Here is a 23,561-nt window from a genome sequence, read left to right as displayed (position 1 = left end):
TCGAACGGACGTCGCCGAATAGACGTATCGACAAGCGATTCGGCTCCATCCGTTTTCCGATGACGGCCATAAGCCGTTCGTCGGCCCCCATGGGACCGACGTCAACGGCCCTAAGCCGTCCGCCGGACCACCCCTCACGGTTACCTCCCGCAGCTGTCGGCCGCCTGTAGAACACCTGTTGAACATCGCGCCGGACCCAAGTCGCGCCCAGCGCCCCCGAAGTGCCCCCGCACTCCTCCCAACGCATTTGCCGTACCACGTTGTTCAAAAGTGACGCATGTTCATCTTCGAACCCGGGGATACCGGCGGTAACGTCCGGCCCACCCCGTCCGGAGTCGGCCACCCCCCGTCCGGAGGAGCTGCCATGTCACGGCGCACCCCAGGCACCACCGTCGACAGGACCACCGGGACCCTCAGATCCCTCAGGTCACCGAGGTCCCTCGACAGACTGAGAACTCCCCGCGGAGTCTTCGGGTTCCTGAAGACCGCAGCTGTATGCACGCTCATTGCCGGTCTTTTGTCGCCGCTTTCCCCGGTCTCCCCGGCGACAGAGGCCCACGCGGCCGCCGCGAACGACTACTGCGGAGCCCAGTGCTCCGACATCCTGCCGCCCGGCCAGAACGGCAACGCGACCCTCGCCCAGATCATCCTCAACCAGGCCTTCGGCACCCAGCCCGAACACGCGGAAGACCAGCTCGGGCCCTACGCCAACCTGGCCACGGGCTACTCGGGACTCACCAACGCCACCATCAACAACTTCTTCAACGACGCCTCGTTCGGGGTCGCCGCCGACCAGGTCGCCTCGACCCTGGCACCGGCCGGCCGCACCGACGTGACGATCGTCCGCGACAAGAAGACGGGTGTGCCACACATCACAGGCACCACCCGTTACGGCACCGAGTTCGGCGCCGGTTACGCCGCGGCCCAGGACCGCCTCTGGCTGATGGACGTCTTCCGGCACGTCGGACGCGGCCAGCTCACGCCCTTCGCGGGCGGCGACCCCTCCAACCAGGGCCTTGAACAGGAGTTCTGGCGCCACGCCCCGTACACCGAGGCCGACCTCCAGGCCCAGATAGACAACGCGGTCGCCACCAACGGCGCCCGCGGCCAGCAGGCCCTCGCCGACGTCAACGCCTATGTCGCAGGCATCAACGCGTACATCGACGCCTCCGACAGCGGCCGGTACTTCCCCGGCGAGTACGTCCTGACCGGCTGGAAGGACTCCGTCACCAACGCGGGCACCATCCAGCACTTCAAGACCACCGACCTGGTCGCACTGGCCTCCGTGATCGGCGCCCTCTTCGGCTCCGGCGGCGGCGGTGAGGTCAACAACGCGATCTCGCTCATGGCGGCCCAGAACAAGTACGGCGTCGTCGAGGGCACCAAGGTCTGGGAGTCGTTCCGCGAGCGCAACGACCCCGAGGCCGTCCTCACCGTCCACAACGGCGAGAGCTTCCCGTACGCGACCGCGCCCGCCGACCCGCAGGGCGAGGCCCTGCCCGACGCCGGCACGGTCGTCACGGAACCGCTGGTGTACGACCAGACGGGCAGCGCCGCCACCACGACCGCGACGACCGCCTCCACCACGGCGACGGCCACCGCCCTCACCTCCGCGAAGCGCGGGATGTCCAACGCCCTGGTGGTGAGCGGGGCCAAGACCGCCAGCGGCCACCCCATCGCCGTCTTCGGCCCGCAGACCGGCTACTTCGCACCCCAGTTGCTCATGCTCCAGGAGATCCAGGGCCCGGGCCTCAGCGCGCGCGGCGCCTCCTTCGCGGGGCTGAGCATGTACGTCGAACTCGGCCGCGGCCAGGACTACGCGTGGAGCGCGACGACCTCCGGGCAGGACATCATCGACTCGTACGCGGTCGAGCTGTGCCAGGACGACGTCCACTACCTCTACCACGGCACCTGCACGGCGATGGAGAAGCTCGAGCAGACCAACGCCTGGAAGCCGACCACGGCCGACGACACGGCCGCCGGCTCCTACCGTATGCAGGTCTACCGGACGAAGTACGGCCCGGTGAGCCATCGGGCGACGGTCGGCGGGAAGAAGGTCGCCTACACCACCCTGCGCTCCTCCTACATGCACGAGGCCGACTCGATCATCGGCTTCCAGATGCTCAACGACCCCGACTACGTGAAGGGCCCGGCGACCTTCCAGTCGGCGGTGCAGCACATCAACTTCACCTTCAACTGGTTCTACGCCGACTCCACGCACACCGCGTACTACAACAGCGGCGACAACCCGGTGCGCGCGAGCGGCGTCGACGCAGAGTTCCCGGTCTGGGCGCAGTCGGCGTACGAGTGGCAGGGCTGGAACCCGACCACGAACACCGCCACCTACACACCGGCGTCCGCGCACCCCAACTCGATCGACCAGGACTACTACATCTCCTGGAACAACAAACAGGCCAAGGACTACACGACCGCCCCCTGGGGCAACGGCTCGGTCCACCGCGGCAACCTCCTGGAGGACCGGGTCAAGAAACTCGTCACGGCGGGCGGCGTGACCCGGGCCCAGTTGGTGAAGGCGATGGCCGACGCCGCCCTCGCCGATCTGCGGGCCGAGGACGTGCTGCCGAAGCTGCTGCGGGTCATCAACAGCTCGACGGTCACTGACTCCACGGCGGCGGCGGCCGTCAGCAAGCTGTCGGCATGGGTGACGGCGGGCGCCAAGCGCACGGAGACGTCCGCCGGTTCGAAGGCGTACGCCAACGCGGACGCGATCCGCATCCTGGACGCCTGGTGGCCGCTGCTGGTGCAGGCCGAGTTCGAACCGGGCCTCGGCACCGACCTCTACACCGCCATCACCACCAACCTCCCCGTCGACGAGGCCCCTTCGGCCGCACACGGCCCGACCGGCGCACACGCCGGAAGCTCCTTCCAGTACGGCTGGTGGAGCTACGTCGACAAGGACATCCGGGCGGTTCTCGGTGACTCGGTACAGGGCGGCCTCGCGCAGAAGTACTGCGGCGGCGGCACGCTCACCGGCTGCCGGGACATCCTGATCAGCACCCTGAAGACCGCGGCGGGCAAGACGGCAGCCCAGGTCTACCCCGGCGACGATCTCTGCGCGGCGGGCAACCAGTGGTGCGCCGACTCGATCGTCCAGCGCACCCTGGGAGGCATCAAGCACTACAACATCAGCTGGCAGAACCGGCCGACCTATCAGCAGGTCGTCGAGTTCACTTCACACCGCTAGCAGTTGTGCGGGTGTTGGTGGCGGGTCGTGGTCACTTGATCCGGCCCGCCGCCAGCACCACCCGCGCCAACTCCGCGTGGCAGATGTCGCTGTGGGCTCCCACCGGACCCCCACCGTTCTTGACCACCGCCGCCGCGTCGACGCTCACGCACCCGCTCGTCGGCAGCTTCGCGGGCTGGAGCGCCTCGGCGAGCGTCAGCCTGACCGTGCCCGGCACCGCCTGGACACCGTCGTGCCCCATCGCGCCCCACTTGGGACCCAGCGCCTTCGCGACGCTGAGGCCCGCGAACGACCGGTCGGCGTCGAGCAGCCCCTGGCTCTCGCCCGCCATGCGCGAGGCCAGCGGATAGAACGTGCTCAGCGCCCCGTCGTGCTGGGAGTAGCAGCACACCAGAGGACCGTCGATACGGCTCTGCCTGCCCCGCAACGCGCCCCCGGCGCCCGTGTCGTGCGGCAGCTTCTCCGCGAACGCGTAGTGCGAGAAGGCCCCTTGGAGCAGCGTCACCGACTTCACCGTGCCGACCTCCTTGGGCAGCCCGCGCAGCGCGAACGACACCAGCCGGGCGCCGAAGCTGTGCCCGACGAGATGCACCCGCACCCCGGGCGCCGCCTCGGCGAGCCGCCCGAGCACCGGCCCGAGGCCCCGCTCACCGACGGTTCCGGCCCGCCGTTTCATCGCGTAGTACGTGGCCTGCCGCAGCAGCTCCTGCGCGCCCTTCCACGGGTTGGGCAGCGCGAACTCGGCGACGGCGCCCGGGGATTCCGGGGATCCATGGCCGACGAGGGCCCCGGCGAACTCCTCGCAGACGGCCGCCGTGCTCCCCGCGAACATCTCGGGGAGTCCCTCGGGCTCGTCGTCCCCGAGGAGATCCGCCGCGAACCCCGCCTGCGGCGCGTCCGGCGGCACCTCGACGAGCAGCCGCACCAGCCCGCCGTACTCCTCGAAGGCCCGCTCGTCGTCCGGCTGTTGGTCCAGCAGGCGGGCGATCTGCTCGACGACCGTGGCCCGCCCCGGGAAGGTCTCGATCAGGGCGTGCCGGGTGTCCTTGTCGAGACCGGGCCGGCCGGTCTCCGCCGGCGCGGCAGCGGTCGCGGTGGCGGTCATGGAGCGCGGGAAGTCGGGGATCGGCTCGTCCGTGAAGCGCATCGACGGCCACACCACGCCCACGTAGCCGATCCTGGCCGTCGCGGGCGCGAGCGCGGGGATCGGCGCGAAGAACCTGCTGTAGAGCTCGGTCGCCATGGACCGGTCGTTGTTCCAGCCGTGCGCGAAGACGACGAGGTCACGCACCTCAAGCGGGTTCACCTCCGCGAGCAGCCGGTCCCGTTTGCGCCCGTCGGTGTCGCCGTCCGCGTCGAAGGTCAGCTCCCAGTAGGGAGAAACGCTCATTTCCGGATCCGCCATGACAGTCCCCGTCCCCCGTGGTGTGTCGTGATGTGGGGCGTATCGTCCCGCTAACAGGGAGTGTTGGCCATACGTCACGGCTCACTTATAGGCAAGGTATTTCCTACGCACGTTCCGGAATGCCGCCAACTCCTCCTGCCAGCCCGCCACTACCTCGTCGGTATCGGCGCCCGCGTCGATCATCGTGCGCACGAGAGTGGATCCGGTGAGCTTGTCGATCCAGTTGTCGGAGCGCCAGGTGAACCCGCTCCAGACCTTCTTGGCGGTCACCAGCAACGCGATTCCGGTACGCACCGGGTCGTACGCCGCCCGGTCGTGCACATGGATCTGTACGCCCCCGACGGTCTTCCCCTGGAACTTGGAGAAGGTCGGCGCGAAGTACGCCTCCCTGAAGTGCACACCGGGCAGCCCGAGTTGCTCCGCCGCGAGGGCCCACCGCCGGTCGATGCCCTCGGCGCCGAGCAGCTCGAACGGCCGGGTCGTGCCCCGCCCCTCCGACAGGTTCGTCCCCTCGAAGAGACACGTCCCGGAGTAGACGAGGGCGGTGTCGGGCGTCGGCATGTTCGGGCTCGGCGGCACCCAGGGCAGCCCGGACGCGTCGTAGAACTCCGACCGCTTCCACCCCGACATCAGTACGGTGTCCAGCTCCACCGGCGCCGTCAGGAACTCCTTGTTGAACAGCCGCGCCAGCTCCGCCACCGTCATCCCGTGCGCCTGCGCGATCGGCTGCCGCCCGACGAACGTCGCGAACTCCTTGTGCAGCACGGGCCCTTGGGCGGACCGCCCGGTCACCGGGTTCGGCCGGTCCAGCACGAGGAAGGGCTTGCCCGCGAGTTGGGCCGCCTCCATGCAGTCGTACAGCGTCCAGATGTACGTGTAGAAGCGGGCGCCCACGTCCTGGATGTCGAAGACGACGGTGTCCACGCCGGAGGCGGTGAAGATGTCGGCGAGGGGGCGGCCGCTCTTCAGGTAGGTGTCGTAGACGGGGAGGCCGGTTGCCGGGTCGTCGTAGCGGCCCTCGGAGCCGCCGGCCTGGGCGGTGCCTCGGAAGCCGTGTTCGGGGCCGAAGACGGCGGTCAGGTTGACGCGGTCGTCCGTGTGCATCACGTCGACGATGTGGCGGACGTCTCTGGTTACGCCGGTGGGGTTGGTGACTAGGCCGACCTTTTTGCCTTTGAGGGGGGCGTAGTCGTTCGCGGCGAGGTTCTCGAAGCCGGTGTGGAGTTTTTGGGGGCGGTGTTTGGGGGGTGCGGCGGCGCATGCTGCCAGGGATGTGGCGGTGGCTGTAGTCAGGAGGCCGCGTCTTGACAGGGGCATGGGGGTTCCCTTCGTGAGGCGGTACGGGTGGTAGTGGCACCGTAAGTGCTTCCGCCTGTCGTTCGTAGGGTGCCGGTCCGTTGTGGCTTGTCGCGCAGTTCCCCGCGCCCCTAGGTCGGCTTCTCTTGCCCTTCCTTGCTACATACCGACCGGTTAGTCTGGGCGTGCTTGGAGCCGTGTCGTGTCGAAGGAGACCGATTGTGGGTGTCGTTCAGGGTGCCGGAGTGGTTGTCACCGGGGCCGGAGGCGGGATCGGGGCCGCCCTTGCCCGGCGGTTCGCCGCCGAAGGGGCCCGGGTTGTCGTCAATGACCTGGACGCCGACAAGGCGGGAGCCGTCGCCGACGAGATAGGTGGGATCGCGGTTCCCGGGGACGCCTCCGGGATCGTCGCCGAGGCGCGAGCCGCTCTCGGCGGAACCGTGGACGTCTACTGTGCCAACGCCGGGCTTGCCTCGGGTGGGTCCGAGGCGGCCGACGAGAAGGTCTGGGCGCTCGCCTGGGACGTGAACGTGATGGCGCATGTAAGGGCCGCCCACGAACTGCTGCCGGAGTGGCTGGAGCGAGGGAGCGGGCGGTTCGTGTCCACCGTGTCCGCCGCCGGGCTGCTCACCATGATCGGCGCGGCGCCCTACAGCGTGACCAAGCACGGTGCGTACGCCTTCGCCGAGTGGCTGTCCCTGACGTACCGCCACCGTGGGCTCAAGGTGCACGCCATCTGCCCCCAGGGCGTCCGTACGGACATGCTGGCCGGGACCGGCAGCGCGGGCGATCTGGTGCTCGCGCCGACCGCGATCGAGCCCGAGGCGGTCGCGGACGCGCTGTTCAAGGGGATCGACGAGGACCGGTTCCTGATCCTGCCGCACCCCGAGGTCGCCGAGTACTACCAGGCACGGGCCGCCGATCCCGACCGCTGGCTGACGAACATGAACCACATCCAGCAGAAGTGGGAGGCCACCCGGTGACCGACTCCGACTCCGGCTCCCGTTACGGCGCTCAGCCCTGGCTGGGCCTCCTCGACGACGTCCAGCGCGGGCCCATTGCCCCCGACGACTCCCTCGTCCACGCCCTGCGCCGGACCGCCGCCGAGGTCCCGGACCGCACCCTCCTCGCCTACTTCGACGGGCGGCTCAGCCACCGTGAGGTCGACGAGCTGAGCGACTCCGTCGCCGGGTATCTCGTCACCCGGGGGCTGGAGCGCGGTGACCGGGTCGCCGTTCTGCTGCAGAACTCGCCGTTGTTCGTGCTCGCCGTGCTGGGGGCCTGGAAGGCGGGCGCGACCGTCGTGCCCGTCAACCCGATGTACAAGTCGGGGGAGGTGACGCATGTCCTGCGGGACGGTGACGTGGCCGCGCTGATCTGCTCCGACCGGGCCTGGGAGTCGTATCTGCGGGAGACGGCCGCGGACTCTCCGGTGCGGATCGTGCTCACGGGGTGCGAACTGGACTTCCAGAGCCGCGGTGACGCGCGCGTGCTCGAGTTCGAGCGGCTGCCGCAGGCCCCGGACGCGGAGGACCTGACGGCCGTAGCCCGGTACGGCCACCAGGCCCCCGCCGACCGTGATCCGCGCCCCGCCGACATCGCGCTGATCAGCTACACCTCCGGCACAAGCGGCACCCCCAAGGGGGCCACCAACACGCACGCGAACATCATGTACAACGCGGAACGGCAGCGGACGGGCCTCGCGCTGCCCGAGGCGCCCGTCTACTTCGCGATGGCGCCCCTGTTCCACATCACCGGCATGGTCTGCCAGCTCGGCGCGAGTCTGAACAGCGCGGGCACGCTCGTGCTCGCCTACCGCTTCGAACCGGGCGTGGTGCTGGACGCGTTCGCCGAACACCGTCCCCACTACACGGTCGGCCCCTCGACGGCCTTCATGGCGCTGGCCGCGCACCCGGACGTCACCCCCGACCACTTCTCCTCCTTCCGGAACATCTCCTCCGGCGGCGCCCCGCTGCCGCCCGCCCTCGTGGAGAAGTTCCGGGCCGGCTTCGGCCCGTACATCCGCAACGGCTACGGCCTCACCGAGTGCACCGCGCCCTGCGCCTCCGTACCGCCCGCCCACGAGGCCCCCGTCGACCCGGTCTCCGGCACGCTCGCCGTGGGCGTGCCGGGCCCCGACACCGTCGTACGCATCGTCGACGACCGGGGCGCGGAGGTTCCCTTCGGCGAACAGGGCGAGATCCTCGTAAGCGGGCCGCAGGTCGTCCCCGGCTACTGGCGGCTCCCGGAGGCCACCGCGGAGACCTTCCCGGACGGGGAGCTGCGGACCGGCGACATCGGCTTCATGGACGCCGACGGGTGGCTGTACGTCGTCGACCGGAAGAAGGACATGATCAACGCGTCCGGCTTCAAGGTGTGGCCGCGGGAGGTCGAGGACGTGCTGTACACCCATCCGGCGGTACGCGAAGCGGCTGTCGTCGGGGTGCCCGACGGGTACCGCGGGGAGACCGTGAAGGCATACATCAGCCTTCGTCCGGGCACCGAGGGGGACCCGGACGCGCTGGCCGCGTACTGCAAGGAGAGACTGGCCGCCTACAAGTACCCGCGGCAGGTGGAGATCCTGCCCGACCTGCCGAAGACGGCGACTGGAAAGATTCTCCGTCGGGAACTGCGTACCCGGTCCGGGGACTCTCAGTAGGCAACTCATTCGCTGGTCGGTATTCGGTGGAACGGTTTGGAAGGCAGGTGGCGGTAGTGCCCAGGACGACGGACGGCGACGGTACGCCCGTCCCGCAGCGGCTGCTGGCCGCCGCCACCCGGCTCTTCGCGGAACAGGGGTACGACCGTACGTCCGTGCAGGAGATCGTCGAGGCGGCCGGGGTCACCAAGGGGGCGCTGTACCACTACTTCGGGTCCAAGGACGATCTGCTGCACGAGGTGTACGCGCGGGTGCTGCGGGTTCAGCAGGAGCGGTTGGACGCGTTCGCGGATGCGGATGCGCCGGTGGAGGAGCGGTTGCGGCGGGCGGCGGCGGATGTCGTGGTCACGACGATCGAGAACCTCGACGACGCGATGATCTTCTTCCGGTCGATGCACCACTTGAGCCCGGAGAAGAACAAGCAGGTGCGGGCGGAGCGGCGTCGCTACCACGAACGCTTCCGTGCGCTGATCGAGGAGGGTCAGGAGGCGGGCGTCTTCTCGAAGGCGACCTCGGCGGACCTGGTGGTCGACTACCACTTCGGCTCGGTCCACCACTTGTCGACGTGGTACCGCCCGGAGGGCCCCATGACGCCGACGGAGGTAGCGGAGCAGCTGGCGGACCTGCTGCTGCGCGCGCTGCGCCCGTAGGGGTTTTCTTCGCCCCCGCCGCCCCTACCCGTTCCCATCCTTCTGGGGGCTGCGCCCCCAGACCCCCCTTTCGCGCTGAACGCGCTCGTCCTCAAACGCCGGACGGGCTGGGTGGGGCCCTGCGTTCGAGGACAACCGGACTCAGCCCACCCCTTTCTCCGCCGCTTCCGCAGCACAGGCGGTGCCTGTTCAGCCCCGGCCGGGGCTTGATCTTTCAGCCCGTCCGGCGTTTGAGGACGAGGCCGTTCAGGCCGACAAAGGGGGGTCTGGGGGCGCAGCCCCCAGGGATGGGACGGGTAGGGGCGGCGGGGGCGAGGAAACTACGTGTACTTCTTCAGCTCCCGGCGCGCCAATGAGCGCTGGTGCACCTCGTCCGGGCCGTCCGCCAGTTTCAGGGTTCGGGCGCTTGCCCAGAGTTCCGCCAGGGGGAAGTCCTGGCTTACTCCGCCTGCTCCGTGCAGCTGGATCGCCTTGTCGATGATGTCCACCACCGCCCGCGGCGTCGCGATCTTGATCGCCTGGATCTCCGTGTGGGCCCCCTTGTTGCCCACCGTGTCCATCATCCACGCCGTCTTCAGCACCAGCAGCCGCAACTGCTCCACCGTCACCCGCGCATCCGCGATCCAGTTGTGGACCACCCCCTGCTGGGCAAGGGACTTGCCGAACGCCGTACGCGAGACCGCCCGACGGCACATCAGTTCGATCGCCCGTTCCGCCATGCCGATCAGCCGCATGCAGTGGTGGATCCGCCCGGGCCCGAGCCGGGCCTGGGCGATGGCGAAGCCGCTGCCCTCCTCGCCGATCAGGTTCGACGCCGGCACCCGCGCCTCGTCGAAGAGCACCTCGGCATGGCCGCCGTGGGAGTGGTCCTCGTAACCGAAGACCTGCATCGCCCGCTTGACCGTGACACCGGGAGTGTCCCGGGGCACCAGGATCATCGACTGCTGGCGGCGGATGTCGGCGCCGTCCGGGTCCGTCTTGCCCATCACGATGAAGATCCTGCAGTCCGGGTTCATCGCCCCGGAGATGTACCACTTGCGGCCCGTGACGACGTACTCGTCGCCGTCCCGGCGGATCCGCGTCTCGATGTTCGTCGCGTCGGACGAAGCCACCTCGGGCTCGGTCATCGCGAACGCCGAGCGGATCTCGCCCGCGAGGAGCGGCTCCAGCCACTGCTTCTTCTGCTGCTCGTCGGCGAACTGCGCCAGCACCTCCATGTTGCCGGTGTCCGGCGCCGCGCAGTTCAGCGCGGTCGGCGCCAGGTGCGGGGAGCGGCCGGTGATCTCGGCGAGCGGGGCGTACTGGAGGTTGGTCAGCCCGGCACCGTACGCGGAGTCGGGCAGGAAGAGGTTCCACAGGCCCTGACGGCGCGCCTCCGCCTTCAACTCCTCGACCACGGCCGGGGTGTCCCACGGCGAGGCCAGCGCGGCCCGCTGCTCCTCGGCCTCCGCCTCCGCCGGATACACGTACTCGTCCATGAAGGCGAGCAGCTTGGCACGCAGTTCCTCGGTGCGTGCGTCGAACGCGAAGTCCATGGCGGATCAGCCTTCCTGAAGGGTGGTCAGGCCGTGCGAGATGAATACGGGGACCAGATCGCCGATGCGGTCGAAGCCCGCGCCGACCGTCTGGCCCATCTTGTAGCGGTAGTGGATGCCCTCCAGGATCACGGCGAGCTTGAACCAGGCGAACGCCGTGTACCAGGCCACCTGCGAGACGTCCCGGCCCGAGCGTGCCGCGTACCGTTCGACCAGCTCGGCCGGGGACGGGTGCCCGGCGGCCTCGGCGGTCGTGGAGACGGGGGAGTCGGGCGTGCCCAGCGGGATGCTGTACATCACCAGCAGGCCCAGGTCGGTGAGCGGGTCGCCGAGCGTCGACATCTCCCAGTCGAGGATCGCCGTGATGGTGTCGTCCCCGTCGATGAGGACGTTGTCCAGGCGGTAGTCGCCGTGCACGATCGTCGGGGCGGGGGAGCGGGGCAGGGCCCGGCCCAGCGCCGCCTGCAACTCGTCGATGCCGGCCAGCTCACGGTTGCGGGACGCGTCCAACTGCTTGCCCCAGCGCCGCAGTTGGCGGTCGAGGAAGCCCTCGGGGCGGCCGAAGTCGGCGAGGCCCACCTCGGCGGGGTCCACCGCGTGCAGCTCGACGAGCGTGTCCACCAGCGACAGCACCACGTCCCGGGTCCGCTCGGGGCCGATCGGGACGAGCTGCTCGGCCGTACGGTACGGCGTGCCCGGCACGAACTCCATGACGTAGAACGGCGCTCCGGGCGCCGCCCCGTTCTCGGGGTCCTCGCACAGCAGCACCGGACGTGGCACCGGCACGGCGGTCGGATACAGGGCGCTGATCACCCGGTGCTCGCGCCGCATGTCGTGCGCGGTGGCCAGCACATGGCCCAGCGGGGGCCGTCGTACGACCCATCGGGAGGTGCCGTCGGTGACCGCGTAGGTGAGGTTCGAACGGCCGCCCTCGATCAGCCGGCCGGTCAGGGGGCCGTGCACGAGTCCGGGGCGCTCGCTGTCGAGCAGGCCGCGCAGCCGGCCGAGATCGAGACCTGGCAGGTCGTCCGAGGGCATCATTGCTCCTACGCGTACGGGAACGGGACCTGAATCATGATGCCGACCGGTCGGTATGTCGTCCAGTGGGTGGACGAAAAGTGACCGGCGTCTCGCTTCCAGTGTGGGGAAGGAGACGCCGGCCGGGTAGGGCGGGGGTCGGGCGCGCGTGGCCGGAAACCGTCAGTGATCGTCCCAGTGGTCCTGGTGCGCCGCGTGCCGGTGGCCGTCGTGCAGGTAGTCGATGTGGTCGCCGTGCTGGACGGTCGGGTGCCCGCAGCCGTCTCCGTGCACATGGTGGTGGGCGTCGTGCGCCACGTGTCCGCCGGGCTCGCACTCGTCCCAGTGGCCGCTGTGCGCGCGGTGCAGATGACCGTCGTGCGCGTAGTCGACGTGGTCGCCGTGCGGCACCTCGGTGTGGCCGCAGTCGGGGCCGTGGAGGTGCTCGTGGGCCTGGTGTTCCTGGTGCAGCGTGGGAGTGCTCATGGAATCCATATATATCCGGCCATTCGACTTGCGGCGCGTCCGCGCACGCCGGAGTGTCGAAGATTAGGAAACCGGAGGGTCAGACATATGAGAGCCATTACCTACAGCCGGTACGGCGGTCCCGACGTCCTGGAGTACACGGAGGACGCCCCGGACCCCAAGGTCGGGCCGGACTCCGTGCTGATCAAGGTGCGGGCGGCGTCGGTCAACCCCGTGGACTGGAAGTGCCGCGAGGGCTACCTCGACGGCCTCCTGGACGCGGTCTTCCCCGTGGTTCCGGGCTGGGACGTCTCCGGCGTAGTGGTCCGTCCGGGTGTCTCCGTCTCCGAGTTCGCCGTCGGTGACGAGGTCATCGGCTACGTGCGCGAGGACTTCCTCTCGCGCGGCACCTTCGCCGAGTACGTCGCCGCGCCGGTGCGCACCCTCGCCCGCAAGCCCCGCAACCTCTCCTTCGAGGAGGCGGCCGGGCTGCCGCTGGTCGGGCTCACCGCCTATCAGGTGCTCTCCAAGGCGCTCCACGTCCGCACCGGCGAGACCGTCCTCGTGCACGCGGCGGCGGGCGGGGTCGGCTCCGTCGCCGTCCAGCTGGCCCGGCGCCATCTGGGCGCGGCGCATGTCATCGGCACGGCGAGCGTGCACAACCACGACTTCGTACGGGAGCTGGGCGGCGATCCGGTGACCTACGGGGCCGGTATGGCCGACCGGGTGCGGAAACTGGCTCCTGGGGGTGTCGACGCGGTGTTCGACACCGTCGGCGGGGACACGTTGCGGGACTCGGTGGAGCTGCTGGTGCCCGGGGGGCGGCTGGTGTCGATCGCGGACCCGGAGGTCGTCGGGCTCGGCGGTACGTATTACTTCGTACGCCCGGATGCGGTGGACCTTCGGCATCTGTCCGAACTGGCTGAAAACCATGTGTTTTCGCTGCATGTGTCCGAGACGTTTCCGTTGGAGCGGGCTGCGGAGGCGCATCGGTTGAACGCGGAGGGGAGGACTCGGGGCAAGATTGTGGTGACTGTGGACTGGGGGTAGTTCTTTGGGTGCGGGCCCGGTGAGGGCTGGTCGCGCAGTTCCCCGCGCCCCTAGGGGGCGCGCGGTAGTGACCCTCAGTTATAGGAGCAGGGCTGCTCCGCATACCGCCAAGGCGATCGCGCACAGCGTCGCGGCTGTCGCGTGGCGGGCGGCGAGCAGGGGTGGACCGGCGGGGTCCGTCGTCGAGAGCGACTGGATGCGGCGGTGGGCCACCGCCAGGAAGCCCAGCCACAGCACCCCGCACACCGTGCACACGGCGATCCCGGCCGCCGACGGGCCGCCGTGCAGTGCCGTCTTTCCGGCCAGTACGGCCGCGACGGTGCTCGACAGGGTCGTACGCCGCCAGGCCAGCCGGGTCCGCTCCGGTTGCAGCCCGGGATCCCGTACCCCGCTTGCCGCTGCCTCGCTCACCCGTCGCCCCTGACCAGCACCACGACGACCATGGCGAGCGCGACCACGGCGACCGCGAGGCTCAGGAGTGCCGGGAAGCGGGACACCGGGAGGTCGTCCCCGCGCCGCATGGCCCGCTCGCAGCGCACCCAGTGGTTGACGGCCCGCAGCGAGCACACCACACCCGCCGCCAGCAGGGCGAGCGCCAGCCCCACGCGCCAGGCCCAGCGCAGGTCGGGCAGGAACTGGTCCACGGCGAAGCCGCCGCCGATCAGGGCGAGCGCGGTGCGCAGCCAGGCGAGGAAGGTGCGCTCGTTGGCCAGGGAGAAGCGGTAGTCGGGGGTGCGGCCCTCCTCGGCGATCTCCTGGGGGGCGAACCACAGGCGGACGTTCCGTGCGAAATCGATCACGTGCACGACTCTACGGGCTGTCCGGTGACCGGAACGCCTTGAGGCGTTCGTACGCCGCCAGACCGTCCGGCACCCACTCCCACCGGCCCTCGCCCAGCCGCCGTTCCACCTCGTCCTCCGGCAGGAAGGCGTGCCAGGCGACCTCCTCCACCTGCGGGTGGACGGGCAGGTCGCAGCGCACCTCGTAGACCGCCGACCACCAGCTCTGGCCGGCGCCGTTGTCGTACAGGAACTTGAAGAGGGGCTCGGGGCGGGGCAGGCCCGTGACGCCGAGCTCCTCCTCGGCCTCCCTCAGGGCCGCGCCGTCGTACGACTCGCCCGCGCCCACGACCCCGCCGACGAACATGTCGTACAGGGAGGGAAAGACCAGCTTGGTGGGGGTGCGGCGGTGGACGAAGATCCGGCCCGTGGCGTCCCTGGCCTGGATGAACACGCAGCGGTGACGCAGGCCGCGCGCGTACGCCTCGCCTCGGGGGTACTGGCCGACGACCTCGTCGTTCTCGTCGACGATGTCGAGGATCTCGTCGGCGGGAGTGTTCCCGTCAGCCGGGGTGGTCCCGTCAGCGGGAGTGCTCTCGGCTGAGTGACTGCTCTTCTCGGGGGGAGTGCTCATGTCTGCCATCCAAGCCCATCGCCTCCTGCGCGCAGCCGCTCGGCATCGCCGGGTGCAGGCCGAGCAGCACGATGCCCACGACCACCGCCGCGAGGCCCGCCGCCTCCCACGCCAGTGCCCCGGGGTCGGTGCGCAGCTGGTCGCCGAGGAAGCCGACGCCGCAGATGATGCCGGCCAGCGGCTGGGCCGCCGTGAGGGCGGGCAGCGACATGCGCAGGGGGGCGGTCTCGAAGGCGCTCTGGACCAGGATCAGGCCGGTGAGGCCGAGGAGCAGCACGCCGTACGGCTGCCAGCCGGCCAGGAGGTGGGTCAGGCCGCCCTCCGAGAAGCGCTGGCCACTGACCCGCGTCAGGGCGTCCTGGACGCCGTACAGCAGGCCCGCGGCCAGGGCCAGCAGGACCGGGCCCGCGCTGAGGCGGGAGCGTTTCGCGTACGTCGTGAGGAGCAGGGCGGCGCCCAGCATCGCGCCGATGATCAGCCAGTGCCGGAACGGGTCCGTGATCGCGGTGCCGCCGCGCGGCTCGCCCGCCACGATGAACGCCGTCACACCGCCCGCGAGGAGCAGCAGGCCCGCCCAGCCCTGACGGCCCAGTGGCTGCTTCGTCTGCTTGCGGGAGAGGGCGAGCGCGAAGAGCAGGTTCGTCGCGAGCAGCGGCTCCACCAGGGACACCTCGCCCTGGCTCAGCGCGATCGCGCCCAACACCATGCCCGCCACCATCAGACCGATGCCGCCGAGCCAGCGCGGCACCCGCATCAGGTCCAGGAGCAGCCGAGGGGAGAGGAAGTCGCTCAGCGGCGCCTGCCGGGCCACGTTCTGCTGGAGCACGAATCCGAGGCCCAGGCAGCACGCGGCGCTCACGGCGAGAATCAGAACCAGGACGGACACGCGGGGTACCTCGATGACGGGGCGGACGGCGGGGTGTGGTAAAGGCCGACTGTAGCCGCCCGCGCGCGGTCCTGCCCCGGGGATGTGACGGAATCGTGCGGTAGCGAGGGTCACGTCGGGTGCCGGACGGTGGTCTTGTCGCGACTTAACGTCATCTTTGCGGTGCTGTGACGCGGTGGAGTGTGCCCGGTTCTGTCGACCGTCAGGTCAACTGTCCTATACACATGGGTAATTGACACGTGTCGCGCACATATCCGGCCTTGACGTGAAGCGTTCGTGGAGGGTTTGCTGTCCGTGATCAACCGATGGCAGTCGATCGATCGCCGTCAGCGGACCGCGTCGTGTGAGGAAGTTCCCCGCGGTGTCTCCACCTCCACCACCCCTGGGCCGGGGCCGTAGGCGTGCTGCCCAGGCCTTCGACGCCGCGCTGGACGACGCCGAGCTCGTCGTCGCGCGCTCGGCGTTGGCCCAGGGGCGCTGGCAGGCCGTCCGTACGCTGCTCACCACCACCGGCGACGACTGGGACCGCCGGGGGCACCGGGTCACCGTCCTCGCCCTGGAGTCCGGCACCGCCGCCTGGGCCCGCGACTGGCTCCTGGCCGAACCGGACTCCGCCGACGCCGCCGTCCTGCTCGCCGCGGCCACCGTCCAGCGCGCCCTCGCGGGCAAGGACAAGCCCGTCAAGGCCCGCGACGCCTGCCACACCGCGGCCGCGCTCGCCCCCGCCGACCCCACGCCCTGGCTCGGGCTGCTGCAGCTGGAGCGGAACGTGGGCGCCGAGGAGACCGTCGTCCAGCTCTTCGACGAGGTCCGGCACCGCTACCCCGACCACCACCACGCCCACCATCTGATGGTCGCGCGCCTCGCCGAACGCCGTACGGCCGCCGGGCAGGACCCCCTGCACGAGGTGTACGACTTCGCCAGCTGGGCCGTCGAACAGGCGCCCGCCGACTCGCCGTTGGCGATACTCCCGGTCATCGCGCACGCCGAGCGCTACCGCGTTCTCGCCGCCGCCGGGCTGGAGTCCGCCGACCCGGCGTCCTCCGGGCACTGGGTCGGCCGCCGGGCCCGCCAGGTCATGAAGGCCGCCTTCGACTGGTGGCTGGAGTGGGAGCGCGACGACCATCCACGCCGTCTGATCGACCTCAACTTCCTTGCCCACGCCAAGTTCTGCGAGGGCCGGGCCGCCGAGGCCGCCGCCCTGTTCCACCGGATCGGCGCGCACCAGACCCCGATCCCCTGGTCCTACCCGGACCGCGACCCGTACACCGCCTTCCGTGCCGCCCGCGACAGTGCGCTCGGCACGGCGTAACGCAGCACCACGCAACGCAGCACCACAGAAATTTCCGTACGCCCGAAAGGACAACCCCGCGATGACGACGGGCAGTTCGAGCACGAGCAGACCCACCGCCGACAGCAGCAGCGGCATCAGTACGTTCAAGGGGCAGGACCGCGCACTGCGCGCCGACCGCCTCGGCACCGGAGGGCTGCTGCTCTCGGTGCTCGCCGCGACCGCCCCCCTCATGGTGATCGCGGGTGTCATGCCCACCACATTCGCGGTGATGGGCATCGTCGGCCAGCCCCTCCTCTTCGTCATTCTCGGCGTCGTCCTCGTCCTCTTCAGCGTCGGGTACGCCGAGATGAGCCGCCACGTCCACAACGCCGGCGCCTTCTACGCGTACATCTCGCGCGGCCTCGGCGGCACCACCGGAGCGGGCGCCGCGCTGCTCGCGCTGGTCGCCTACAGCGCCCTCCAGATCGGCATCTACGGCATCTTCGGGTTCGAGGTGTCCGGGCTGTTCGCCACCTACCTGGACACCGAAATAGCCTGGTGGATACCGGCGTTGCTGGCCGCGCTGGCCGTCGGCGCGCTCGGCTGGCTGAAGATCGACGTCAACGCGAAGGTGCTCGGCGTCCTGCTCGTCGTCGAGGTCGTCCTCGTCGTCATCTTCGACATCGCCGCCGTCGCCGACCCGGCGAAGGAGGGCCTGTCGCTGCACGCCTTCAACCCGGACACCCTGACCGGCGCGGGCGTCGGCACCGCCCTCTGCTTCTGCATCGCCGCCTTCACCGGCTTCGAGCAGGCCCCCGTGTACGCCGAGGAGACCAGCCGTCCGCACGTCCTGGTCCCGCGCGTGATGTTCCTCGCTGTCAGCTTCGTCGCCGTGTTCTTCGCGATCAGCTCCTGGGCGTTCACCGTCGCCACCGGCCCCTCCGCGATCATCGGCACCGCGCAGAAGGAGAGCGCAGGACTGCTGTTCTCCCTGACCGAGTCCCGGCTCGGCGGCACCTTCACGGACGTTCTGCACGTCCTGTTCGTGACCGGTATGTTCGCGGCGCTCCTCAGCTTCCACAACGTCGTCGCCCGGTACGCCTTCGCCATGGGCCGCGAGGGTCTGCTGCCCGCCGCCTTCGGCCGCACCACCGGCGCGAGCGGTGCCCCCGGCACCGGCTCGCTCCTGCAGACCGTCGTGTCCGTGGTCGTCGTCGGCGCCTTCGCCGTCGCCGACGACGGGCCGGTCGGCGACCCGACCACTCCCGTGCTGAAGCTGTTCACCTGGCTCGGCAACATCGGCGCCCTCGGCGTGATCCTGCTGATGGCGACGGCCTCCCTCTCCGTCATCGTCTTCTTCGTCCGGCGCGGCGCCGCGGGCTCCCAGGCCTGGCGGCTGGTGACCTCGGCGCTGGCCGGCATCGCCCTGCTCGTCATCGCCTTCTACACGATCAAGGACTTCGACGTCCTGGTCGGCACCGGCCCGGACTCCTCCCTCAACTGGGTGCTGCCCGGCATCATCGGCGCCGCCGTCGTCCTCGGCCTGGTCCAGGGCCTGGTCCTGAAGGCCCGCAATCCCGAGGCGCACGCACGGATCGGGCTCGGCAACGAGGCGTTCCAGCTGGACAAGGCGGCGGAGTCGGCGGAATCGGCCTCCTGACGAGCACTTTTTCCGGGGCCGCCGCCTGAGAAGAGGGTGAGAAGCGGTACGGAAGTCCGACGAGCACCCGCGATTCCTGGCTCGACAGGGGTCGCGGGTGTTCGAATGGACAGGTGAACTCCGAACGACCGGAACAACCCGCCGAGCCCGCCGCGTCCGAGGGGCAGGAGCGGGGTACGCCCATCGGCCGCCGGGTCCTGCTCGGCACCCTCGGGCTGGGCGCCCTCGGCGTGGTCGCCGCCCCGACCCTCCAGCGCGGCATGGAGTCCTTCCTCGCCGGCGCGGCGGAGAACGACCCGACAGGCCTGACCGGCCTCCTCCCGAACGGCGGCGGTTTCCGCTACTACTCGGTGACGTCCTCCACACCCCGCAAGAACGCGGAGAACTACCGGCTGAAGATCGACGGCCTCGTCGACAGACCGGCCACCTACACCCTCGCCGACCTGCGCGCGATGCCCCAGACCAGAATGGTCAAGGACGTGCAGTGCGTCACCGGCTGGCGGGTGCCCGGCACACCCTTCGAGGGCGTACGGCTGTCCAAGCTCCTGGACGCGGCGGGCGTACGCTCCTCCGCCGGCGCCGTGCGCTTCACCTGCTTCGACGGCGCCTACACCGAGAGCCTCACCCTCGACCAGGCCCGCCGCGCCGACGTTCTGGTCGCGCTGCGCATGCAGGACAAGAACCTGGGCCACAGCCACGGCGGCCCGGTCCGCCTCTACGTGGCCCCCATGTACTTCTACAAGTCCGCCAAGTGGCTCTCCGGCATCACGGTCACCGAGGACGTGCAGCCCGGCTACTGGGAGAACCGCGGCTACGACATCGACGCCTGGGTCGGCAAATCGAACGGACGCGACGATGAGCCAACGAGCTGACACCCCGGCACTCTCCGCCGCCACCTCCACGTCCTCCTCGGACGTACGCCGCTTCGGCCGCTCCCAGAAGTGGGTGCACCGCGCGACGGCCGCGCTGATGGGCGTGTGCGTGGTGACGGCGGCGTGCCTCTACATCCCCCAGTTCGCCGAACTGGTGGGGCGCCGCGAACTGGTGGTCCGCGCCCACGAGTGGGCGGGCCTGGCGCTGCCGGTACCCGTCCTGTTCGGACTGTTCTCCCGAGGTTTCCGCGCCGACCTGGGCTTCCTGAACCGCTTCGGCCCCCACGACAGGATCTGGCTGCGCGCGGCCCTACGACGCGACAAGCGCCGTGCCGTGCGCCCGGCGGCCAAGTTCAACGCGGGCCAGAAGGTCTACGCGGCCTGGATCGCGGGCGCGACCCTGGTCATGCTCGGCACGGGCCTGCTCATGTGGTTCACCCACCTCACCCCGCTGATGTGGCGCACCAGCGCGACCTTCGTCCACGACTGGCTGGCGCTCACCATCGGTATCGTCCTGGCCGGCCACATCGGCATGGCCCTGGGCGACCCCGAGGCCCGCAGAGGCCTGCGGACCGGCTCGGTGAGCAAGGAGTGGGCGGACCGCGAGCACCCGCTGTGGCGCCCCTGAGTCAGCGATGAGGCCGCCCCGGGCCCGGCTGCCGCTGCGGTGTCGGGCTGCCGGTCCCGTCGCCGGGCGAGGGCCCGACCGGTTCCTGCTGCTCCGGGGGTACGAGGAGAAAAGCGTCCTTCTTGACGGCTTCGGCGGTGCCGTAGCGGACGAGGAGGTCGACAGGGTGGGCGCTGAGAGAGGGACTTGAGCCCGCTCCCGCCCCCGTTGCCATGCCCGGCACGACAACGGAGAGAACGAGCCGATCACCCGACGCCGAGACGAGCACCGGCGGTTGGACAACCTCCTGCCCGCCGACGAACACCTCCCCGCCCCCCAGCAGTTCGGCGGGGTCGAAGTAGGCGTCGCGCAGCTCGACCGAGATCGTGTCGCCGGGTGCGGCCTCGCCGTCGCCGCCGACATCCACGGCGCCGATCCCGTACGCACAGGCGGGCTTGCCTCCCGAGGACGCCTCCAGCCGGACGGTGGCGGTCGGATGCCGCCGGTGGAAGTCCAGGAGCCCGCCCAGGATCTGCCGGGCGGCGCGCCCCTTGCAGCTGAGCGCGTCGTCGGCGGCTCCGGACCAGCCCGCGACGGCCACGCCCCAGTCGCCGCCTTTTCCCTGCACGGCGAGACAGGCGGCGGCGAGCCCGCGCAGTACCCCCCACTCGTCGGCCGACGCGGAGTTTCCCGGGGCCGCCGGGATCAGGTTCCGGGCGTCCGCGCAGCGGTCGGGGGAGCGGAGGTCGTCGTAGACGGCGGCGGGGTCGGGGGCGCCGTCGGAATCGGGCGAGACCGGGCCGGGCGGCAGCCAGTTGGGCGCGGTGAGCATGGTGGGGCCGCCCGGAGTCGTACGGCTGGGGGTGGGCGAGGAGACGGGCGTGCGGGAGGGGACAGGGGTCCCGGTACCGCCGGGGACCTCGCTCTCGCCGGCGCCCTTGGGTGAGGCGACGTTTCCGGAGGCGGGGATGCGTGGGGGAGCGGCGGAGGTGGCTGTGCCGATCTCCCCGCCGTCACCGGGGCTGCTGGACGGCGACGCGGGCGAGACGCTTCTGGCTCCGCTGCCGTTGCCGCGCGCCGTGTCGTCCCCGTGCGTGCCGAAGGCGGCCGCGGCGACGGCCACCGCCCCGATCACAAACAGCCCCGAGACCCGCACCCCAAGCGAAACCGCCATACCGCCGCCCCCCGACGTGGTCGCCCCGACCGCTGCGACAACGGCCGGGGTTCCTCACATCATCGGTCCGCACGGGGCTTGGGGGAAGGCACGTCATCGGATCGTTCACCTGCGGCGATGACCCAGATACGGAGGGGAGAGAAGAGACACCGGAGGCACCCCGCCTCAGGACAAGGGGGTGCGTTGTCTGCACCGCCGTGGCGACTGGTCGCGCAGTTCCCCGCGCCCCCTTCCAGGGGCCAGGGAGGGGGTGGTGCGTTGTCTGCGGCGCCGTGGTGGCTGGTCGCGCAGTTCCCCGCGCCCCTGGGTGGGACTCCGGGCCCCCTTCCGTTTGTCTGCGGCGCCGTCGTGGCTGGTCGCGCAGTTCCCCGCGCCCCTAGGTAGGGCCCCGGACCCCCTGCCAAGAGCCACGGGTCCGCCTCAGAACGAGGGGCGCGAGGTCCCACCTAGGGGCGCGGGGAACTGCGCGACCAGCCACAGCGTGCCGGCAGTCGACGAGCGACCTGCTCACCCCCCACCTAGGGGCGCGGGGAACTGCGCGACTAGCCCCAACGCGCCCGCAGACGACGAACCACCTACTCACCCCCGAAATCGAGCAACACCTTGCACGACCTCCCCCGATCCGCCGCCAGCGTGAACGCCGACTCCGCCTCCCCCACGGGAACCACCGCACTTACCAGCCCGTCCAGCCCCGACTCCACCGCCAACAGAGCCAACGCCTCATCGAACTCCGCGTCGAACCGAAACGCCCCGCGCAGCTCAATCTCGCGCGTGACCACCAGGTTCCCCGCGAACGGGCTGGGCCCGGGCGGCAGCAGCCCCAGCTGCACAACGACCCCACCCCGCCGCACCAGCCCCAGACAGGTCTCCAACCCCGCAGCCACCCCCGACGCCTCGACGGCCACATCAACCTCCCCCGGCCACCCGGGATCCCCGGCATCATCCGCCCGTACGACCGCGTCGGCCCCCGCGACAGTCGCGTACCGCAGCGCCTGCGGAAGCAGATCCGTGACCGTCACACGCGCCGCCCCCGCCGCCTTCGCCGCCGCGACGACCAGACACCCGATGGGCCCGGCGCCAGTGACAAGGACATGCCGCCCCGACACGTCCCCGGCCCGCCGGACCGCGTGCAGGGCGACCGAGAACGGCTCGGCGAGCGCCGCCCGGCGCAACGGCAGACCCGCCGGCACCGACCTCAACTGATCAACCGGCACGACCACTTGCGCCGCGAACCCGCCCTGGACATGCGGCGTACGGGCCGCGCTGCCGAGATAGCGCGTGTCCCGGCAGATGTTCCGCCGCCCGGACACGCACTCCGGACACGCCCCGCACGGGGTGGCCGGGTGCACGGCAACCTCCGTACCGACCACCGGCCCTGACGTACCGTCACCGTACGAGACGACCGTCCCCACGACCTCGTGGCCCAGCACCATCGGCTCCTTGAGGCGGAAGTCACCGACCCCGCCGTGCCGCCAGTAGTGCAGGTCGGACCCGCAGACCCCGCCGTACCGGACGGCCACCAGCGCCTCGCCGGGGCCGGGGGACGGCACCGGCAGTTCGTCGACCCGCAGGTCGCCCTCACCGTGGATCACACAACCGAGCATCGGGAGCATCCCTTCCATGCCAGAGGGTCAGAGAACGCTGGTCATGCCACCGTCGACGTACAGCACCTGTCCGCCGACGAAGTCCGCCGCAGGCGAGGCCAGGAACAGCACCCCGCCGATCAGATCCTCCGTACGGCCCCAGCGGCCCGCCGGGGTCCGCCGGCGCACCCACGCGCTGAACTCCGGGTCGTCGACCAGGGGTTGGGTCAGTTCCGTCTCGATGTAGCCGGGGCCGAGGCCGTTGACCTGGACGCCGTGCGGGCCCCAGTCCGCGCACATGCCCTTGGTGAGCATCTTCAGCGCGCCCTTGGTGGCGGTGTAGGGCGCGATGCCCGGACGGGCCACCTCGCTCTGTACCGAACAGATGTTGATGATCTTGCCGTGGCCGCGTTCCGTCATCCGGCGGGCGGCCTCACGGCCCACCAGGAACGCGCTGGTGAGGTTGGTGTTCAGGATGCGATGCCAGTCGCTGTCCGTGAACTCCAGCAGCGGGGCCCGCAGTTGCATGCCCGCGTTGTTCACCAGGATGTCGAGCGGGCCGACCCGCTCCTCGATATCCGCGATACCGGCGGCGACCGAGGGGCCGTCGGTGACGTCGAAGGAGGCGGTGTGGATGTCACCGGGCAGCTCGGCCGCGGCCTTGGTGAGGCGGTCGACGTCCCGCCCGTTCAGGACGACCGTGCAGCCTGCCTCGGCCAGCCCCCGGGCCAGGGTGAACCCGATGCCCCGGCTGGACCCGGTGACCAGGGCCGTACGGCCGCTGATGTCGAAAAGAGGATGACTCATTCTC

21 protein-coding genes are annotated in these 23,561 nt (G+C 70.5%); 9 read left to right on the top strand and 12 right to left on the bottom strand.

Features of this window, described 5'->3' with window-relative positions; all coding sequences use genetic code 11:
- Positions 1 to 364: 364 nt before the first annotated feature.
- Positions 365 to 3,205 carry a penicillin acylase family protein gene (locus tag ACFYXF_RS41615; protein ID WP_389357621.1) on the top strand — a complete coding sequence of 947 codons (2,841 nt, stop codon included), beginning with the start codon at positions 365 to 367 and terminating at the stop codon, positions 3,203 to 3,205.
- Positions 3,206 to 3,236: 31 nt separating this feature from the next.
- On the opposite strand, the gene ACFYXF_RS41610 is transcribed toward ACFYXF_RS41615, so the two are convergent.
- Positions 3,237 to 4,610, bottom strand: a complete 1,374-nt coding sequence (locus ACFYXF_RS41610) for a serine-threonine protein kinase (protein WP_389357619.1) — start codon at positions 4,608 to 4,610, stop codon at positions 3,237 to 3,239.
- An 81-nt stretch (positions 4,611 to 4,691) separates the two neighbouring features.
- Positions 4,692 to 5,927 carry an exo-beta-N-acetylmuramidase NamZ domain-containing protein gene (locus tag ACFYXF_RS41605; RefSeq protein WP_389357617.1) on the bottom strand — a complete coding sequence of 412 codons (1,236 nt, stop codon included), beginning with the start codon at positions 5,925 to 5,927 and terminating at the stop codon, positions 4,692 to 4,694.
- Positions 5,928 to 6,124: 197 nt separating this feature from the next.
- On the opposite strand from ACFYXF_RS41605, the gene ACFYXF_RS41600 reads away from it, so the two are divergent.
- The 3 genes from ACFYXF_RS41600 to ACFYXF_RS41590 are packed head-to-tail and all read left to right on the top strand — an operon-like array spanning position 6,125 to position 9,215.
- Complete coding sequence (locus ACFYXF_RS41600; protein ID WP_389357834.1) at positions 6,125 to 6,889, top strand: SDR family oxidoreductase; 765 nt, start codon at positions 6,125 to 6,127, stop codon at positions 6,887 to 6,889.
- Positions 6,886 to 8,565 (top strand): class I adenylate-forming enzyme family protein, encoded by a 1,680-nt coding sequence (locus ACFYXF_RS41595; RefSeq protein ID WP_389357615.1) that lies wholly within the window; start codon positions 6,886 to 6,888, stop codon positions 8,563 to 8,565. Before ACFYXF_RS41600 ends, ACFYXF_RS41595 begins: the two co-directional genes overlap by 4 nt.
- Before the next feature lie 56 nt (positions 8,566 to 8,621).
- Complete coding sequence (locus ACFYXF_RS41590) at positions 8,622 to 9,215, top strand: TetR/AcrR family transcriptional regulator (RefSeq protein WP_389357613.1); 594 nt, start codon at positions 8,622 to 8,624, stop codon at positions 9,213 to 9,215.
- Positions 9,216 to 9,535: 320 nt separating this feature from the next.
- Here the strand turns inward: ACFYXF_RS41590 and ACFYXF_RS41585 are convergent, their stop codons facing one another.
- The 3 genes from ACFYXF_RS41585 to ACFYXF_RS41575 form a co-directional block, all read right to left on the bottom strand.
- Positions 9,536 to 10,750, bottom strand: a complete 1,215-nt coding sequence (locus ACFYXF_RS41585) for an acyl-CoA dehydrogenase family protein (protein ID WP_389357611.1) — start codon at positions 10,748 to 10,750, stop codon at positions 9,536 to 9,538.
- Between the two features lie 6 nt (positions 10,751 to 10,756).
- Positions 10,757 to 11,788: a phosphotransferase family protein gene (locus tag ACFYXF_RS41580; RefSeq protein ID WP_389357609.1), complete on the bottom strand. Its 1,032-nt coding sequence runs from the start codon at positions 11,786 to 11,788 to the stop codon at positions 10,757 to 10,759.
- Between the two features lie 162 nt (positions 11,789 to 11,950).
- Positions 11,951 to 12,253 carry a hypothetical protein gene (locus ACFYXF_RS41575; protein WP_389357607.1) on the bottom strand — a complete coding sequence of 101 codons (303 nt, stop codon included), beginning with the start codon at positions 12,251 to 12,253 and terminating at the stop codon, positions 11,951 to 11,953.
- Positions 12,254 to 12,340: 87 nt separating this feature from the next.
- Between ACFYXF_RS41575 and ACFYXF_RS41570 the strand changes: the two genes are divergently transcribed.
- On the top strand, positions 12,341 to 13,282 hold the full coding sequence (locus tag ACFYXF_RS41570; RefSeq protein WP_389357605.1) for an NADP-dependent oxidoreductase: 942 nt from the start codon (positions 12,341 to 12,343) through the stop codon (positions 13,280 to 13,282).
- Between the two features lie 78 nt (positions 13,283 to 13,360).
- Here the strand turns inward: ACFYXF_RS41570 and ACFYXF_RS41565 are convergent, their stop codons facing one another.
- Genes ACFYXF_RS41565 through ACFYXF_RS41550 form a run of 4 tightly spaced genes read right to left on the bottom strand, consistent with a single transcriptional unit; the run spans position 13,361 to position 15,581 of the window.
- Entirely contained in the window at positions 13,361 to 13,693 is a 333-nt protein-coding gene (locus ACFYXF_RS41565) for a DUF202 domain-containing protein (RefSeq protein ID WP_389357603.1), read from the bottom strand.
- Positions 13,690 to 14,082, bottom strand: coding sequence for a YidH family protein (locus tag ACFYXF_RS41560; RefSeq protein WP_389357601.1), 393 nt, complete (start codon positions 14,080 to 14,082; stop codon positions 13,690 to 13,692). The genes ACFYXF_RS41565 and ACFYXF_RS41560 overlap by 4 nt, the downstream gene beginning before the upstream one ends.
- A 10-nt stretch (positions 14,083 to 14,092) precedes the next feature.
- Positions 14,093 to 14,704 (bottom strand): NUDIX hydrolase, encoded by a 612-nt coding sequence (locus ACFYXF_RS41555; protein ID WP_389357599.1) that lies wholly within the window; start codon positions 14,702 to 14,704, stop codon positions 14,093 to 14,095.
- A complete protein-coding gene (locus tag ACFYXF_RS41550) occupies positions 14,643 to 15,581 on the bottom strand; it encodes a DMT family transporter (protein ID WP_389357597.1) in 939 nt (312 codons plus the stop codon). Before ACFYXF_RS41550 ends, ACFYXF_RS41555 begins: the two co-directional genes overlap by 62 nt.
- A gap of 361 nt (positions 15,582 to 15,942) precedes the next feature.
- Between ACFYXF_RS41550 and ACFYXF_RS41545 the strand changes: the two genes are divergently transcribed.
- The 4 genes from ACFYXF_RS41545 to ACFYXF_RS41530 all read left to right on the top strand — a co-directional run bounded on the left by ACFYXF_RS41545 (position 15,943) and on the right by ACFYXF_RS41530 (position 20,014).
- A complete protein-coding gene (locus tag ACFYXF_RS41545; RefSeq protein ID WP_389357595.1) occupies positions 15,943 to 16,893 on the top strand; it encodes a hypothetical protein in 951 nt (316 codons plus the stop codon).
- Between the two features lie 61 nt (positions 16,894 to 16,954).
- The gene (locus ACFYXF_RS41540; protein ID WP_389357593.1) at positions 16,955 to 18,514 is read left to right on the top strand and encodes an APC family permease; all 1,560 of its coding nucleotides are present in this window, start codon (positions 16,955 to 16,957) and stop codon (positions 18,512 to 18,514) included.
- A gap of 113 nt (positions 18,515 to 18,627) precedes the next feature.
- Positions 18,628 to 19,386, top strand: a complete 759-nt coding sequence (locus ACFYXF_RS41535) for a molybdopterin-dependent oxidoreductase (RefSeq protein ID WP_389357591.1) — start codon at positions 18,628 to 18,630, stop codon at positions 19,384 to 19,386.
- Complete coding sequence (locus ACFYXF_RS41530; RefSeq protein WP_389357589.1) at positions 19,370 to 20,014, top strand: cytochrome b/b6 domain-containing protein; 645 nt, start codon at positions 19,370 to 19,372, stop codon at positions 20,012 to 20,014. The genes ACFYXF_RS41535 and ACFYXF_RS41530 overlap by 17 nt, the downstream gene beginning before the upstream one ends.
- 1 nt (position 20,015) lies before the next feature.
- Here ACFYXF_RS41530 and ACFYXF_RS41525 read toward each other — a convergent pair whose 3' ends face one another.
- The 3 genes from ACFYXF_RS41525 to ACFYXF_RS41515 all read right to left on the bottom strand — a co-directional run bounded on the left by ACFYXF_RS41525 (position 20,016) and on the right by ACFYXF_RS41515 (position 23,557).
- Entirely contained in the window at positions 20,016 to 21,167 is a 1,152-nt protein-coding gene (locus ACFYXF_RS41525; RefSeq protein WP_389357587.1) for a hypothetical protein, read from the bottom strand.
- A 575-nt stretch (positions 21,168 to 21,742) separates the two neighbouring features.
- Positions 21,743 to 22,771 carry an L-idonate 5-dehydrogenase gene (locus tag ACFYXF_RS41520; RefSeq protein ID WP_389357585.1) on the bottom strand — a complete coding sequence of 343 codons (1,029 nt, stop codon included), beginning with the start codon at positions 22,769 to 22,771 and terminating at the stop codon, positions 21,743 to 21,745.
- Between the two features lie 27 nt (positions 22,772 to 22,798).
- Positions 22,799 to 23,557: an SDR family oxidoreductase gene (locus tag ACFYXF_RS41515; protein WP_389357583.1), complete on the bottom strand. Its 759-nt coding sequence runs from the start codon at positions 23,555 to 23,557 to the stop codon at positions 22,799 to 22,801.
- Positions 23,558 to 23,561: the final 4 nt, after the last annotated feature.

It is taken from the genome of Streptomyces sp. NPDC002680 (assembly GCF_042889145.1).
In the GTDB taxonomy this organism is placed as follows: Bacteria; Actinomycetota; Actinomycetes; order Streptomycetales; family Streptomycetaceae; genus Streptomyces; species Streptomyces adonidis.
Note: the sequence above shows the minus strand (reverse complement) of the source record. Positions and strands in the feature narration are given on the sequence as shown.

Bases quoted from the DNA above. Each gene is read 5' to 3' on its own strand.
- ACFYXF_RS41520 (WP_389357585.1), bottom strand. From the start codon at position 22,771: ATGCTCGGTTGTGTGATCCACGGTGAGGGCGACCTGCGGGTCGACGAA.
- ACFYXF_RS41610 (WP_389357619.1), bottom strand. From the start codon at position 4,610: ATGGCGGATCCGGAAATGAGCGTTTCTCCCTACTGGGAGCTGACCTTC.
- ACFYXF_RS41540 (WP_389357593.1), top strand. From the start codon at position 16,955: ATGACGACGGGCAGTTCGAGCACGAGCAGACCCACCGCCGACAGCAGC.
- ACFYXF_RS41570 (WP_389357605.1), top strand. From the start codon at position 12,341: ATGAGAGCCATTACCTACAGCCGGTACGGCGGTCCCGACGTCCTGGAG.
- ACFYXF_RS41515 (WP_389357583.1), bottom strand. From the start codon at position 23,557: ATGAGTCATCCTCTTTTCGACATCAGCGGCCGTACGGCCCTGGTCACC.
- ACFYXF_RS41585 (WP_389357611.1), bottom strand. From the start codon at position 10,750: ATGGACTTCGCGTTCGACGCACGCACCGAGGAACTGCGTGCCAAGCTG.
- ACFYXF_RS41525 (WP_389357587.1), bottom strand. From the start codon at position 21,167: ATGGCGGTTTCGCTTGGGGTGCGGGTCTCGGGGCTGTTTGTGATCGGG.
- ACFYXF_RS41580 (WP_389357609.1), bottom strand. From the start codon at position 11,788: ATGCCCTCGGACGACCTGCCAGGTCTCGATCTCGGCCGGCTGCGCGGC.
- ACFYXF_RS41615 (WP_389357621.1), top strand. From the start codon at position 365: ATGTCACGGCGCACCCCAGGCACCACCGTCGACAGGACCACCGGGACC.
- ACFYXF_RS41605 (WP_389357617.1), bottom strand. From the start codon at position 5,927: ATGCCCCTGTCAAGACGCGGCCTCCTGACTACAGCCACCGCCACATCC.
- ACFYXF_RS41575 (WP_389357607.1), bottom strand. From the start codon at position 12,253: ATGAGCACTCCCACGCTGCACCAGGAACACCAGGCCCACGAGCACCTC.
- ACFYXF_RS41530 (WP_389357589.1), top strand. From the start codon at position 19,370: ATGAGCCAACGAGCTGACACCCCGGCACTCTCCGCCGCCACCTCCACG.
- ACFYXF_RS41555 (WP_389357599.1), bottom strand. From the start codon at position 14,704: ATGGCAGACATGAGCACTCCCCCCGAGAAGAGCAGTCACTCAGCCGAG.